The organism is Roseateles puraquae (assembly GCF_002205845.1).
GTDB classification, from domain to species: domain Bacteria; phylum Pseudomonadota; class Gammaproteobacteria; order Burkholderiales; family Burkholderiaceae_C; genus Pelomonas; species Pelomonas puraquae.
On sequence record NZ_NISI01000016.1, the window covers coordinates 40,134 to 53,550 of the forward strand.

Here is a 13,417-nt window from a genome sequence, read left to right on the forward strand (position 1 = left end):
TGTGCCGAGCGGCCGGCTGGCCCACATCGCCCGGACGGGCCAGCGCCCCCGGGGCTGAAGAGCCATGACCCTCGTCACCCCCGTGGCCCACCGGCCCTGGCCCGTCAGAGCGATGGCGCGCACCCGCCCGGACGGAACACTGCCCGGCATCCGGCCCCCTTCACTTCGACCCCTCGCGCCGGCTTCAAGGAGATTCCCATGACCACCCCCACCCACCGCGTCGACCTGTATGCCCACATCCACAAGGCCCTGCGCCTGGCGATGTGCGAGACGCTGCGCCAGCTCAGCAGCCTGGACCCCGCCGACCCGCTGGACATCGCCGCCACCCTCGGCCAGCTCGATGCCGTGCTGGATGCCGCCCAGCATCACGTCGAGAAGGAGAACCGCTTCGTGCATCCGGCCATCGAAGCCCGGCGCGCCGGCGCCAGCGCAGCCATCGAGGCGGAGCACGAGGAGCATCTGGACAGCATCGGCACGCTGCGCGCCGAAGCTGCCGCCCTGCGCGTGATGCCGTCGGCCGCCGCCGCCCAGCGCCTGTACCGCCGCTTTGCCACCTTCGTGGCCCACAACTTCGAGCACATGGCCGTGGAGGAGAGCCGCCACAACCAGGCGCTGTGGGCGGCCTACACCGACGAGGAGCTGCACGCGCTGCACGGCCGCATCCTGGCCAGCGTCGGCCCGCAGGAGATGAGCGAGATCCTGCGCTGGATGATCCCGGCGCTGGCGCCGGCCGAGCGCGCCGAGGTGATCGGCGGCCTGCCGCCCGAGGTGCAGGCGCCGGTGATGGCCTCGGCCCGCGCGCTGCTGAACGATGCCGCCTGGGGCAAGCTCAGCCGGGCGATGGGCCAGGCCAGCGTGCCGGGCCTCGTGGAGGCCTGACGGCAGCGGCGCCAGGCGGGCCTGCCAGGCGCGCCAAAGGCCCGTTCAGCGCTGCCGGTTCCACCACGCGGCGGCCTCGCCGCGTGAGTTCAAGCCCAGCTTGTCGAGGATGTTGGCCACATGCCGCTTGACGGTGTGCGGGCTCAGGTCCAGCGCGCGGGCGATGTGCTTGTTGCTCGCACCCGCCGCGATCTGGGCGATGACCTCGGCCTCGCGTTGCGACAGCCGGTCGTCCGCCGCCAGTGCGGCCGACTCCCCGGTGCCCGCGGCCAGCGGCGCCAGGGCCTCCACCCAACTGCGCAGCCGGGCCAGCGCCGCCGCGTCGAGCAGGCCGCCCCAGTCGTGCGCGGCCATGCGCCGCATCAGCGGCACGTCCCACAGCAGGCCGCCGGGGTCGTGCTCGGCCAGCGCGGGTGCCAGCGCCTCGGCGGCCTGGGCGGGCTGGCCATCATCCAGCAGCGCGCCGGCCAGACGCAGCTGCGCCTCGGCGCGCTGGCCGAGCAGGTCGGCGGATTCACCCTCGGCGAGCAAGGCCCGCCACAGCGCAATCGCCTCAGCGCGGCGGCCCGCCAGTTCGGCCTGGCGCGCCCGCAGGCCGGCCAGCGGGTCGCGGCGGTGCGGGGCGGTCAGGTCGGGCAGTTCGGCGCCCTCGCGCACCAGGCGCGCCAGGCCTTCATCCAGCAGCGCCACCTCGCCACAGGCCGCAGCCATGCGCGAGCAGAAGAAGATGCCGTGCCACAGGCCCCAGCGGCCATAGCCCGGCACGTGCTCGGCCAGGCGCAGCCGCATCAAGGCCACCGCAGACTCGTGGCGGCCATGCACCAGGTCCAACATCGCATGCAGCGCCTGGCCATGGTTGCGGGCGATGACCAGCCGGCCAAACCAGGCGGCATCGGCCTCGGCACGCGCGAGATGCTGCTCGCACTCGGCCAGCTCGCCCTGCCAGAAGAGACTCCAGGCCCGCGCCATGTAGCCCATCACCCCCAGCGGCAGCGGGCGGTCGCCCACCACCTGCATCGCGCCGCGGAACCAGCGCTCCATGGGCGCAGCCATGCCGCGGCAGCTGATCTGGCGCGGCGGCGGCACGCCGGTGTACCAGGCTTCCACGGTCGGATGCTTGAGCAACTCGGCGAGCTGCGCCTCGAAGAGCGGCGCCACCGCATCGAAGCGGCAGCTCTCCAAGGCATGCCAGCAGCGCGCCAGCAGCACCACGCGGCGGGCTTCGCCACTGAGCCGGCTTTCACCATCGAAGGGGTCCAGCGCCTGCAGGATGGCCGCCGCCTGCGTGAGCCGGCCCTGCGCGATCAGCAGCACGGCCAGGTGGGCGCGCGCCACCCGCAGCGCAGCCGTGTCACCCCGCGCCTGGAACAGCAGCTCCGCGCGGCCCAGGTGGTACTCGGCCCGCTCCGCTTCCCACAGCGTCCACAGCGCCACGGCCTTGACGCGGTGCAGCTCGGGGCTGACCTCGGCAAAGTCCGCATCGAAGCGCCCCGCCAGGTCGAGCAACCCCTGGGCGCCGAGCTGGTTGATCAGCATGCCGGCATCGGCCAGCAGCAGCTCCGCCGCACGGTCGGGCCGGCCGGCGGCCATCAGCAGGCCATGGCGGCGCTGGGCGTCGCTCTCCAACACCGCAGCGCGCTCCAGCAGCTCGCGGTGCAGCTCGGGCTGGGTCTGGCGCAAGCGCAGCTGCAGCATGTCGCGGAAGAGCTGGTGCAGGCGCAGCGTGTGGGGCGACAGGTCGACCACCGTCACGAACAGCGACAGCCGCTCGATCTCGGCCAGGAAGGTCGCCACCATCGCGCCCTCCCCCAGGGCCTGGCAGCGGGCCACGTCCAGTTCGTGCAGCACGCTGGTGCGCAGCAGGAAGTCGCGCAGCTCGGCGTCCAGCCGGTCCAGCACCTCGGCGGCCAGGTAGTCAAAGGTGGCACGGTCGATGGCCGCGGGCAGCGCGTCCCGCTGCGACAGCCCCAACGCCAGCCGCAGGCCGGCCGCCCAGCCCTGGCTGCGCGCATACAGCTCGGCCGCGGCCTCGTCGCCCAGGCCGGCGGCGTGAGCGAGCTGCGTGACCTCGGCCGGCGCCAGGGCCAGCTGCTCGGGCCCGAGGTCAGCCAGGTCGCCGGTGGCCCGCAGCCGGGCCACGCGCAGCGCCGGCTCATGGCGGGCCGACAGCACCAGCCGCCAGCGCTCGCCCATGCGCGCGAGCCAGCGGTCGAGGAACTGCAGTGAGGCGGTGTCCACCAGATGGTGGGCATCGTCCAGCACGATCAGGCCGTGGGCGACTTCGCAAGCCTCCAGCGCGTTGGCCATCGCATCCGCCGCGGTGATCAGCTCGGCGCCACCGCGCAGCGCCGCATCGCGCAGGCCCTCGGGCGCCGTGCGCCAGGGGGGGTCGTAGGGCTCGAAAGCCGTGAACAGGCAGTCCAGCAGGCGCCCGAGGTCGTCGCCCTCGTCGAGCGCCACCCAGGCCACGGCGGTGTCGTCACCCAGTTCGGCCAGGGCCTGGGTCAGCAGCGCCGTCTTGCCGTAACCGGCCGGGGCACACAGCAGCAGCGCCCGGTGGGTCTGCAGGGCTTCATGAAAGCGGGCCAGCAAGGCCGGGCGCGGCAACAGCAAGCCGGCCCGCGGCCGCGGGGCTCGGGTTTTGGTGTGGGCGAGTGCCATGGCCTCGAATGATAGGCACGCACCCCCCTGCTTGCGGGGCTTTTGCCCCCCTTGAGCAAACGATGGACGAACGCTTGCCTAACGGTTGGTTCAGAGACTGCGGCCACCTTGATGGGAGAACCGCCATGTCACTCACCCGCCTCCTGCTGCCCCTCGTCTTCGCTGCCAGCGCCTGCGCGGCCCATGCCCAGCAGGGCGTGGACCTGCTCGACCCTGGCCAGAGCCCCAACTTCCCCGCCTGGACGCTCTACGGCAGCGCCAGCGCCCAGAACCTGACGCCCGGCAACGGCTTCACCTACAGCACGCTGAACCTGACCCAGGCCACGGTCGGCGGCTCGGCCGGTGCCGGCTGGGCGCCGCAGACGCTGCTGCTGGACTTCAACACCGCGTTCAGCTTCCGCTTCGCCTTCAACATCCACAACAACCCCGACGAGGTGCGCGGCGACGGCCTGACCTTCGTGCTGGCCGATGCCACCGGCGTGGGCGGCACCGGCTCCGGGCTCGGCTATGAGGGCCTGTCTTCGCGCAGCCTGGCGTTGGCGATCGACACCTTCCACTTCGACGGCGAGCCGGTCTCGCCCAGCCTGCAGATCCTCACGCAGGGCGTGACCACGCCGGTGGCCTACACCGAGACCGGGCTGGGAGACGCCATCCGCAATGGCAACTACGCGTTGATCGCGACGTTCGACTACACGCCTTCCGGCCTGGCAGACCACGCCGGCACCCTGACCGGCACGATCTGGAACCCCGACGTCGGCAGCTTCAGCGTGCAGGCCGGTGTGGACTTCGCCGCGCTGGGGCTGGTGGGCCTGCCGGTGTACTACGGCTTCACGGCCGCCAATGGCCTCGCCACCGACGGGCACACCATCCAGTGGGGCGCCGTGGCGGCGGTGCCCGAACCGGGCAGTTGGGCCCTGATCGGCGCCGGCCTGGGCTGGCTCGGCCTGCTGGCGCAGCGCCGCCGGGTGCGCTGAACCGCGCCGTCACGACCGCTTCACAGAAGCGACCCATCCTCCGCGCCCATCCGCAGCAGCCGCTGCGGCAGCGCACACGAGGTAACGCATGGGTCGTCCTAGCAAGGTTCAGCCGTCGCGCGAAGGCAGCAGCCGCCGCGACTTCTTCAAACGCTCAGGCGCTGGCGCCGTGGCCGTGGCGACCGCCACGCCGCTGCTCGCGCAGACCACCGGGCCGGTGCGCTTCGAGCACGGCGTGGCCAGCGGCGACCCGTTGGCTGACCGCGTCATCCTGTGGACCCGCGTGACGCCGTCGGCGGCCCGCCCGGCCATCGCGGTGCAGTACGTGGTGGCGACTGACCCGGCGCTCACCCAGGTCGTGCAGCGCGGCAGCGCCAAGACCAACCCGGGCCGCGACTACACCGTCAAGGTCGATGCCGCGGGCCTGAAGCCCGGCACGACCTACTACTACCGCTTCAGCGCCGAGGGCGTGGACAGCCCCGTGGGCCGCACCAAGACGCTGCCGACGACCGGCGTGAACAGCCTGCGCTTCGCGGTGGTGAGCTGCTCCAACCACGCCTACGGCTACTTCAACGCCTACGCCCGCATCGCGGCACGGGCCGACCTCGACCTGGTCATGCACCTGGGCGACTACATCTACGAATACGGCGCCCGCCAGTACGGCAGCGTGCGCACGCCCGAGCCGGCCCAAGAGATCGTCACGCTGGCCGACTACCGCCAGCGCCATGCCCAGTACAAGCGTGATGCCGACTCCCAGGCCATGCACCGCCAGCATCCGCTGATCGCCATCTGGGACGACCACGAGACGGCCAACAACGCCTTCAAGACCGGCGCCGAAAACCACCAGCCCGCCACCGAAGGCGACTGGAGCGCCCGCGTGGCCGCCGCGATGCAGGCCTACTACGAATGGATGCCGGTGCGCCCGGTGGACGTGGCCAACCTGCGCGACAACCACCGCAGCTTCGCCTACGGTGACCTGGCCGAACTGCTGATGCTGGAAGAGCGCGTGAACGCCCGCTCCGAGCAGCTCACGACGGCCGTGCACCCCACCGCCTTCGGCGCCGGCTTCGCGACCACCGACCCGGGCTATGGCGACGCGAGCCGCACCCTCCTGGGCGATGCGCAGGAGGCCTGGCTCATCAACCGCCTGCGCACCACGCCGGCCCAGTGGAAGCTGCTCGGCCAGGGCGTCATGTTTGCCCAGCTCAAGGCGCCGGGTAGCAACCAGGCGACCGACCCGGGCCTGTACTTCATCAACAGCGACCAGTGGGATGGCTACGAGCCAGCGCGCAACCGCATCTTTGCCGGCATCCAGGGCGATGCCGCGAACGCCAAGGTCAACGACGTCGTCGTGCTGACCGGCGACATCCACAGCAGCTGGGCCGCCGACCTGCACCCCAACCCCTACAACCCGGCCGCCTACGACAAGGCCACCGGCGCCGGTTCGCTGGCGGTGGAGTTCGTCGGCACGTCGGTCACCTCGCCCGGCATCGACACCGACACGACCGGCGCGGTGGCGGGCGCCATCCGCTCCTTCAACCCGCACTTCAAGTACGTGCAGTTGACCCGCCGCGGCTACATGGTCATGGACGTCAACCGTGACCGCGTGGTGGGCGAGTGGTGGTACGTCGACACGGTGGCCAGCCCCAGCAACATCGAGACCTTCGCGACCGCCTTCGAGGTGCGCGCCGGCGAGAACCGCCTGCGCGCCTCCGCCCAGACACCCAACCGCGCCAACCCGCCGGCCCTGGCCCCCTGAACCTCCCACGGACCCTCGACATGAAGCACGCCCTCACGCTCCTCGCCGCCCTGCTCTCGCTGAACGCCGGCGCGGCGGACCTGACCTTCTCCGGCCAGGCGGTGAACCACAACGACAAGATCGTCATCGACTTCCAGGTCGCCGCCGGCAGCAGCATCTCGCTGTGGACCGACAGCTGGCAGTCGGGCCTGAACTTCGACCCGCAGCTCTACCTGGCCCAGGGCGATGCCATCGTGCTGGAAGACGATGACAACGGCAGCCTCGTCAACGCCGGCGCTGGCTTCTTCGACGCTGGCCTGACGTTCACTGCCAGCACGGCCGGCAGCTACCGCCTGGTGCTCAACGCGAGCTCCAACACCCGGCTGGGTTCGACGCTGTCCGCCGGCTTCACCTACGACGGCGACACGCCCATCCCCCTGGCCACCTGGAACCAGCCGAGCTACGACGTCAACGCCAACGACCAGAAGGGCGGCTTCTGGCGCCTGCACCTGAGCGGCGTCGAGACCGCCGCGGTCGTGCCCGAGCCGGCCGGCTGGGCGCTGATGCTGCCGGGCCTGCTGGCGCTCGGCCTGCGGGCACGCCGACGCGGCTGAGGGGCGACGAGCTCTCGGGGCACGAGCGCCCTCCTACACTCCCTCGCCACCGGGCCCGCGCCCGGCCAGGGAGACCACATGCATCGACCCCGACGGCCCGTGAAGGCCGCGCTCGGCGCCCTGCTCGGGCTGGCCTTGAGCACCCTTGCGCCCCTCGGCCAGGCGCTGGAACAGCCGCCGCGCTGGATCAAGGCCGACGACCTGCGCGTGCGCAACGGCCCGGGCCTCGACCACCCGGTACGGGGCCTGCTGCAGCGGGGCGCGCAGGTCATCCTGAAGAGCCCGACCGTCTTCGATGGCTTTTGCCTGATCGAAGGTGACGGCCTGTACGGCTACGTCGCCTGCCAGTACCTGAGTGCCGACCCGGTGGCCCGGCCGCGCGCCGGCCAGGGGGGTGTGCCGGCCGACCAGCGCTGGGTGACCGGCACGGCCGTGATCCTGCGCAGTGGCCCCTCGCGCGACGCGCCGCAACTGTCGCGGCTGGCCGTGAACCGCACGGTGCGGCTCCTCAAGCCTGATGCCAGCGCCGGCTATTGCGAAGTGCAGCCGCAGGACCGCGCCGGCAAGCCCGATGGCCCGAGCGGTTATGCAGCTTGTCAATACCTCGGCCTGGAGCCACTCTCAGCAGCAGTGGCCGCCGGGGATGACCCCGACCCCGTGCGCGCCTTTTGGCGGGCGCCCGGCTGGTGGAAGCTCGAAGCGCATGCCCAGCAACTCGCCAAGGCCCTGCCGGAGTCGGCCAAGGCCGGCCCCTGGCCGCGCGACGAAGCGCTGGAGCGCATGAAGGCTCACCTGGCCCTGGGCCTCAAGGGCAGCCCGCCGCCACCGCTGCCCGACTGGGCCGCCTTGAAGGCGCTGGCGGCGGCGCACGAGCCGTCGCTGCTCAGCCCGGCCCGCCGCGCGCAAGCGCAGTCCGGCCAGGACAAGGCCCTGTGGGAACGCGAGTACCGCGCCAGCGGCGCCGCGCATCGCATCGCCAATGCCCTGGGCCTGTCCGGCCCGTTGCACGATCCCATTTCTGCCGAGGGCGGGGGTGAACGGGTGCTGCGCCTGATGCGCGCGCTGGAGCTGCCCACGGCGGCGCCATCCCTGTTCAAGACCGAAGCCGAGATCGGCCCGCCGGGCGAAAACGCCCAGGCCCTGGCCGGCCGCTTCGACGGCATCTACCGCACGGTGGTCACGCCGCGCAAGCCGCAGCGTCGCAGCGATGAGCCCAACGCGGCAGCCGGGCTCTATGACATGCTCAGCCGCACCGAGTCGCTGACCCGCCCGGTGCAGTTCGTGCGGCTGCACCGCGACGGCTCATTGACGAGCGAACCCAACACAGCCGCCTACACCGAGCTGCTGTGGCGTGATGTGGACGAACCCGAGTGCGGCGACTGGACGCCCGGCTTCGGCTTCGGCGATGTCGACGGCGCCATCTGGCGCTACGGCCAGGACGCCGGCATGGGCCTGACACCGCCGCCGCGGCGCGCCGGCCCACCCCGGCTGTTTGGCTACAACGCGCTGCAGGCACCGCCCCGGGCCAAGGCCGAACGCAGCGAACAGGTGATCAAGCTGGACCGCGAGGCGACTGGCTTCGTGCGCGTGGTGCAGATGAGCTTCGACCTCGATGGCGACGGCCGCCCCGACCTTGTCGTGCTGGAAGGCGTGGGCCGCGGGCCAGGCCACCTGGACATGATGTCCACCACCGACGACCCCTGGTGGCGGCTGCAGCTGGCCAATATCGGTGGCGCGTGGAAGGTGCTGGGGCACGACCGCTTTGCCTACGGCTGTGGCTGTTGAAGCGGCCGGGCTGAAGCCTGCCCTTTGAAACAGAAAATAATATGGGCAGCCGTTCAAATAACACGAACGTATAATCCGCGCCGTGTTCCGGCCGACGCCGTTTCACCGGCGGCCTCCATGCCGACCGAGACACGCGACGCCCGTCGCCGGTAGGCCCGCCGAGCTGCAGCCAACCGCCCCTTTCGCTCATGCCGGCGCCGACTGCACCCGCCCGCATCCGCCCCCTCCTCCGCACGACCCCGGGCCAGCCTGGGCGGCACACTGCTGCTCGACGACGCCCTGAACCACCGAAAGGCTCAGCCATGAGCAGCAAGATCTACGTGGGCAACCTGCCCTACTCCGTCACCGATACCAGCCTGAAGAGCAACTTCGCCGAGTTCGGCGGCGTGACCTCGGCCAAGGTGATGATGGACCGCGACACGGGCGAGTCCAAGGGCTTCGGCTTTGTCGAGATGGCCTCACCCGAAGCGGCGCAATCCGCGATCAGCGCCTTGAACGGCGTGTCAGTCGAAGGCCGCCGCATCGTCGTCAGCCTCGCCCGCCCTCGCGAAGAACGCGCCGCCCCCGGCGCCTACAGCGCCACCGGCTACCGCGCCAGCAATCGACCGGACGTTGGCTACGGCAACGGCGGCTTCGGCGGCGGTCGCTACTGAGGCCCGCAGCGGCTCGCGAGAAACGGCTCCACGGAGCCGTTCTTTTTCGCCCGGCTCAGCTAGCGCCCGGCCAGGTGATGGGCCACCAGCGCATTCGCATGCCCATGCCCCAGCCCATGAGCCGACTTGAGCAAGGCGACCAATTCCATGTGCTTCAAGTCGCCTGCCGCCCGCAGGACAGCCAGCCAGTGCTCGACGCGTTGGCCGTAGGTCTTCTCGATGGACGGAAAGTAGGACGCGGGGCCTTTGGCTTTTTCGGGTGTCGGCATGGGCAGCTCCAAATGGCAAGGCATGGCTCGATGCAGGGCATGCTGCTCGCTCGACGAATCGAGGCGCGCGGGATCGACAAGTTGCAGGGCTGCGTGCGCTGGGTCTACGGGCCCTGGCTTGAGGTCAGTTGCCTAATTTGCCCTGCCGTTGAGAGGCGTTGACCGCTGGGGGACGGGGTTGGTGGAAGGTCGGCTGACGACCCGGTGCGGCCGCTCAGGCATGCCAGGTTGGGTGCCGGCAAGCGGGCATTAGTTGTCCACAGCGAGAAGGCCAAGCTCGTAGGTGATTCATGCGCGCGCTGCAACACTTCTTCAGTGAGCCAGTCATTGAAAGGGCTTTGTCATCTCCTTCGTCGCTAGCCGGGTGGCCTCTTTAGGTGCCGTTCAATGAAGCCGAATTGCGCCACCGTCCGGGCGTACACGTAGGTGTCGGCCTGCTGCACCGTATTCCAGTTGATCTCCTTTGCCATCTCGGACTGGGAACGTGCCATTGTCTGCTCCCAAGTACGGGGATTGTTGAACGCGAAGAAGGCGTTCCGTGGCCCCAAGGGCAGACAAGCCAGATAGCTAGTGGCAAGCGTCCCAACGACGATAAGCGGTGCATCGCCAATCAGAAGTTCATGGACTGAGCTATGAAGCTGGCGAGTAGCCCAACTGACGCCTGGCCCCAGAAAAGCTCTGTTCAGTACTTCAGATTGGACAAGTGATGGCAGCGTGTGAATTGCCAAGTCATCAAAGATGTCCGGGAGTTCTGCAAGGCCCATTCGTAAAGTGACTCTTCGGCGGCATCGCCTCGCACCGCCTCGTATTCATCGGGAGCGTCCTGAAGCTGGCGACGCAAGATATCTCGCCCCTTCCCCCGCATGTGTTCAACCATCCTCGGTATGCGCAGCAACTGGGCAACCAGAAACCGCGACCAGACCGCTCGGTCCTGCATGCTGAGGGAACGAACACCGCTTGCGAGGATCTGCTTGTGAACCTTTGCGGCCGGATCATCAACATGCGGCCCAAGGAAGTCGCGCTCCGCCGCAACGTTTGGCTGGCTGGCTGAACGCACCATTGAATAAAGGTGGTCGGCCTTGGCCACGTGTTGTGCCGTATGCGGGTGCGATCGCAGAGCCCCGTGCGCCCATCTGAACGAGACCAGCTTTCGCGTGTCTTCTGCGTGCCACTGCTCTAGCAAGAAAGCAGGCACGTAGTGATGCTTTCGATGGCTCATTGGTTGATATGTTGAGCAGTGTCGTGGAGGATGCGGCGCGAGCAACAGGTTTGCGCGAAAGCCGCCCGATGCCACCGGCCGATCCTGGCTGACTTTGGTCACCGCCGGACCAAGGTTTGGTCACCACGCCGCATCAGTCGCTCGGCTGCTCCTGGGTCGCACGATCAAGCTCTTCATGTATTCGGTCGATCCGCGGCGGGCGGAGTGCATCGTCCGTGATGTGCCAGTGGTAAAGGTGCCCCATGCAGTCCCTGCCCGGATGGTCCGGCAAGAAGTCCTCCCGCACGATGTAGACGTTCAGCAGAACAGCATCTTCATCGCCACACGGCCGCAACTGGGACAACCGTCTCCGAACAAGCTCCGCGCTCCCATACTCGAAGCCGTGGTCTTCCACGATGAACATGGGGTAGTCACGAGCCGGGACTTCAATCATGCGTTGCACCGGTTGAAGCTCTGGCGGGACGGATGCGAGGAAGTCGATCGCGCGCTGCTGATCCCGGCATATCGCCGAAATCCAACGCCAACCTCGACTGTTCCGCGCTTCGATGACAAACATGGCCAATCTTCAAACGGTTTGGGGTTGCGCATGAACGTCCAAGGCGACGTTTCGAACGTTGGGAGCTTGGAGCCTACCGGAAAGCCGCCTCTCGCCGAAGTCCGCTCCTGGCCGACAGGCGCCAGTCAAGGCCAAACTGGCCCATCCAGACTGCCAGTGTCTCCACGTTCAAACCAGGTCGTCGCGACTTCCTGGCCAAAAATCCGAATGGAGGGCTCAGCCTTCAGCAGCACGTGGAGGTCAGCGTCAAGTTTAGCGAGCCCGGGTGTTATGTCGGGCTTGCGACGAAACGCATGCTTGAAAAACGGCACTTCGGCAAACGGCACAACGTTCCAGAGGAGTTGGCTTCTGGCCGGCGGCGGATCACCTTCCTGCGCGAAGCCCCTATCCGGCAGATTCACGCAGCCAACCCACAGTAGGTACGGATCGCGCTGGCACATAACGCACCAACCCCAGTCTTCCCCAAACACCTCCTCAGCGTGGTACCCAAGCCTGACAAGCCCCTCGCGGAGCCACCTTGCCGGTTGGCGCCCATACATACGCGGGTTGGTCTGATGGTCTTCACCAGGCTCTGCCTCAAAGACCGTAGACGTGAACCAGTAGCCGGGCGTGGACGAGGGCATAGCACGATGTGACGGGGAGACAGACTAGGCTACATGAAAGCGGTCTAGTTCTGACGACCGCTCCTGGCCGATAGCGCCACTCAAACGAAAGCTCGTCCTGACGGCCACCTTCCCGCAGCAAGGCATGAACGCCATGTTGCTGGATGGAAGCACCCACAGCAGGCACCATCCGGCACAAAGCAGAAGCACCCCGGCAAGCCCGTAGCCCAAGAAGCGAAGAGCCGATTGGCCGCGCATCGGGGCCGTGTGGCGGCGCCTTGGCGCTATCGCCCGCAGTCCCAGCCGTTCAGGAAGGGCCGTGCGGTGATGCCGAGTTGTCGGGTTGTCGTCTGGGTCTTGCCTTTGCTGCGGGTGGTCGACACGTGCTGGCCGGTCAGGAAGTTGGTGCTGCCACGCTCCGCTTCGCCCGATGACTCGTCTTCCGAACGCGTGTCTTCGCCGATCAGCTCCAGGTCTTGGCGCCCGGCGTTGTAGCGAAAGCGCCGGGTCGTGCTGCCCCATCGACCGCCGTCTGCCGTCTCGACCGTCTCGACCAACAGCGCCCCGCGCCGGATCTCCAAGTTGTAGAACTTGCTCGGGTGGCAGAAATCGGCGGACACGGATAGCACGCGGTAGCCGCCTGCGGGCGTACCGGCCAGGATCACGAGCCGTTCGTCCCTGCCCGCGTCGGTGCCCGTGCTGCCGGTCAACAGCATCGCGACATCCGCCATGCCATCGCCATTGAGGTCACCTTCCGCCTGGGTCCACAGGAACTGCAGGTGGCCCAAATCGGGCCGCAGTTGCAGGAACATCTGCTGAGGGTCCAGGCGCTCAGCCGCAGCGAGCGGCAGGGCGAGCCCGAGCAGCAAAGGCCCAACGACAAGAGAGCAGATGCGCATCATCACAGTCCCGAGGGCTGCTGGAGGGTGTGGTGCAAGGCTGAGTCATCCGTGGCGCTTGAGCACAGGCGCCGCACCACGGCCAGTGTCTCCCACAGGATGAGGGTCTCGTCACTGAACGCCTGCCCCTCGCGTGCCGCCTTGGCGCGGAACCAGCCGCCGGTGTGGTGGCGCCAGGAGGCCAGCGTGCGCTCGCCTTCGCCATAGGCCAGCGCCATGGGCTCCGTCACGTCGCAGTAGCGCACCGGCATGACCCCGGTCGTCTCGATGATGGCCACGGGCTGGTCCCGCCCGTCCAGCAGCACGGACAGCGCGCCGGCGAACGGGATGCGGCCGTCCGGGTAGTCCCAGAAGGCCGAAGAGGTCGCCGTCTTGATGCCCGACAGGATGAGGCCGGCGCCTTCGTCAGCGAGCGCTGGCGTGCCACCGATGCTGATCGGCAGGAAGAAGCGATGGCTCTGCCCGGGATAGGCGGCTTCGAGGATGTCGTGGTGCAGGTTCATGGGCCCTCCCGTGGCGGCATTCTGCCCAGCCGCGCTGTGCTTGGGCGACCGGCAGGCGCTGGCCC

At 68.9% G+C, this 13,417-nt stretch carries 12 protein-coding genes; 6 read left to right on the forward strand and 6 right to left on the reverse strand.

The window, feature by feature from the left end:
• The first annotated feature begins 198 nt into the window (after positions 1 to 198).
• Positions 199 to 879, forward strand: coding sequence for a hemerythrin domain-containing protein (locus tag CDO81_RS24530; protein ID WP_158218416.1), 681 nt, complete (start codon positions 199 to 201; stop codon positions 877 to 879).
• A 45-nt stretch (positions 880 to 924) separates the two neighbouring features.
• Here the strand turns inward: CDO81_RS24530 and CDO81_RS24535 are convergent, their stop codons facing one another.
• Positions 925 to 3,540: a winged helix-turn-helix domain-containing protein gene (locus CDO81_RS24535; RefSeq protein ID WP_088485889.1), complete on the reverse strand. Its 2,616-nt coding sequence runs from the start codon at positions 3,538 to 3,540 to the stop codon at positions 925 to 927.
• 125 nt (positions 3,541 to 3,665) lie between these two features.
• Here CDO81_RS24535 and CDO81_RS24540 point away from each other — a divergent pair, with 125 nt between their 5' ends.
• From CDO81_RS24540 to CDO81_RS24560, 5 genes are all read left to right on the forward strand, one after another.
• Positions 3,666 to 4,514 (forward strand): PEP-CTERM sorting domain-containing protein, encoded by an 849-nt coding sequence (locus CDO81_RS24540; protein WP_088485890.1) that lies wholly within the window; start codon positions 3,666 to 3,668, stop codon positions 4,512 to 4,514.
• 88 nt (positions 4,515 to 4,602) lie between these two features.
• Positions 4,603 to 6,273, forward strand: coding sequence for an alkaline phosphatase D family protein (locus CDO81_RS24545; RefSeq protein WP_088485891.1), 1,671 nt, complete (start codon positions 4,603 to 4,605; stop codon positions 6,271 to 6,273).
• A gap of 20 nt (positions 6,274 to 6,293) precedes the next feature.
• Complete coding sequence (locus CDO81_RS24550; RefSeq protein ID WP_088485892.1) at positions 6,294 to 6,866, forward strand: DVUA0089 family protein; 573 nt, start codon at positions 6,294 to 6,296, stop codon at positions 6,864 to 6,866.
• Positions 6,867 to 6,944: 78 nt separating this feature from the next.
• Entirely contained in the window at positions 6,945 to 8,651 is a 1,707-nt protein-coding gene (locus CDO81_RS24555) for an SH3 domain-containing protein (RefSeq protein WP_144397394.1), read from the forward strand.
• A gap of 302 nt (positions 8,652 to 8,953) precedes the next feature.
• Entirely contained in the window at positions 8,954 to 9,304 is a 351-nt protein-coding gene (locus CDO81_RS24560; protein WP_088485894.1) for an RNA recognition motif domain-containing protein, read from the forward strand.
• A 59-nt stretch (positions 9,305 to 9,363) separates the two neighbouring features.
• Here CDO81_RS24560 and CDO81_RS24565 read toward each other — a convergent pair whose 3' ends face one another.
• The 5 genes from CDO81_RS24565 to CDO81_RS24585 all read right to left on the reverse strand — a co-directional run bounded on the left by CDO81_RS24565 (position 9,364) and on the right by CDO81_RS24585 (position 13,352).
• Entirely contained in the window at positions 9,364 to 9,573 is a 210-nt protein-coding gene (locus CDO81_RS24565) for a DUF4287 domain-containing protein (protein WP_088485953.1), read from the reverse strand.
• 682 nt (positions 9,574 to 10,255) lie between these two features.
• Complete coding sequence (locus CDO81_RS24570) at positions 10,256 to 10,792, reverse strand: DUF4238 domain-containing protein (RefSeq protein ID WP_088485895.1); 537 nt, start codon at positions 10,790 to 10,792, stop codon at positions 10,256 to 10,258.
• Positions 10,793 to 10,925: 133 nt separating this feature from the next.
• Complete coding sequence (locus CDO81_RS24575) at positions 10,926 to 11,348, reverse strand: hypothetical protein (RefSeq protein ID WP_088485896.1); 423 nt, start codon at positions 11,346 to 11,348, stop codon at positions 10,926 to 10,928.
• Between the two features lie 886 nt (positions 11,349 to 12,234).
• Positions 12,235 to 12,762 carry a hypothetical protein gene (locus CDO81_RS24580; protein WP_158218417.1) on the reverse strand — a complete coding sequence of 176 codons (528 nt, stop codon included), beginning with the start codon at positions 12,760 to 12,762 and terminating at the stop codon, positions 12,235 to 12,237.
• A gap of 89 nt (positions 12,763 to 12,851) precedes the next feature.
• Positions 12,852 to 13,352: an ASCH domain-containing protein gene (locus CDO81_RS24585; protein ID WP_158218418.1), complete on the reverse strand. Its 501-nt coding sequence runs from the start codon at positions 13,350 to 13,352 to the stop codon at positions 12,852 to 12,854.
• Positions 13,353 to 13,417 lie beyond the last annotated feature (65 nt).

Coding starts and splice junctions, on each gene's coding strand:
- CDO81_RS24565 (WP_088485953.1), bottom strand. CDS start 9,573: ATGCCGACACCCGAAAAAGCCAAAGGCCCCGCGTCCTACTTTCCGTCC.
- CDO81_RS24580 (WP_158218417.1), bottom strand. CDS start 12,762: ATGTTCCTGCAACTGCGGCCCGATTTGGGCCACCTGCAGTTCCTGTGG.
- CDO81_RS24530 (WP_158218416.1), top strand. CDS start 199: ATGACCACCCCCACCCACCGCGTCGACCTGTATGCCCACATCCACAAG.
- CDO81_RS24555 (WP_144397394.1), top strand. CDS start 6,945: ATGCATCGACCCCGACGGCCCGTGAAGGCCGCGCTCGGCGCCCTGCTC.
- CDO81_RS24540 (WP_088485890.1), top strand. CDS start 3,666: ATGTCACTCACCCGCCTCCTGCTGCCCCTCGTCTTCGCTGCCAGCGCC.
- CDO81_RS24585 (WP_158218418.1), bottom strand. CDS start 13,352: ATGAACCTGCACCACGACATCCTCGAAGCCGCCTATCCCGGGCAGAGC.
- CDO81_RS24545 (WP_088485891.1), top strand. CDS start 4,603: ATGGGTCGTCCTAGCAAGGTTCAGCCGTCGCGCGAAGGCAGCAGCCGC.
- CDO81_RS24550 (WP_088485892.1), top strand. CDS start 6,294: ATGAAGCACGCCCTCACGCTCCTCGCCGCCCTGCTCTCGCTGAACGCC.
- CDO81_RS24535 (WP_088485889.1), bottom strand. CDS start 3,540: ATGGCACTCGCCCACACCAAAACCCGAGCCCCGCGGCCGCGGGCCGGC.
- CDO81_RS24575 (WP_088485896.1), bottom strand. CDS start 11,348: ATGTTTGTCATCGAAGCGCGGAACAGTCGAGGTTGGCGTTGGATTTCG.
- CDO81_RS24570 (WP_088485895.1), bottom strand. CDS start 10,792: ATGAGCCATCGAAAGCATCACTACGTGCCTGCTTTCTTGCTAGAGCAG.
- CDO81_RS24560 (WP_088485894.1), top strand. CDS start 8,954: ATGAGCAGCAAGATCTACGTGGGCAACCTGCCCTACTCCGTCACCGAT.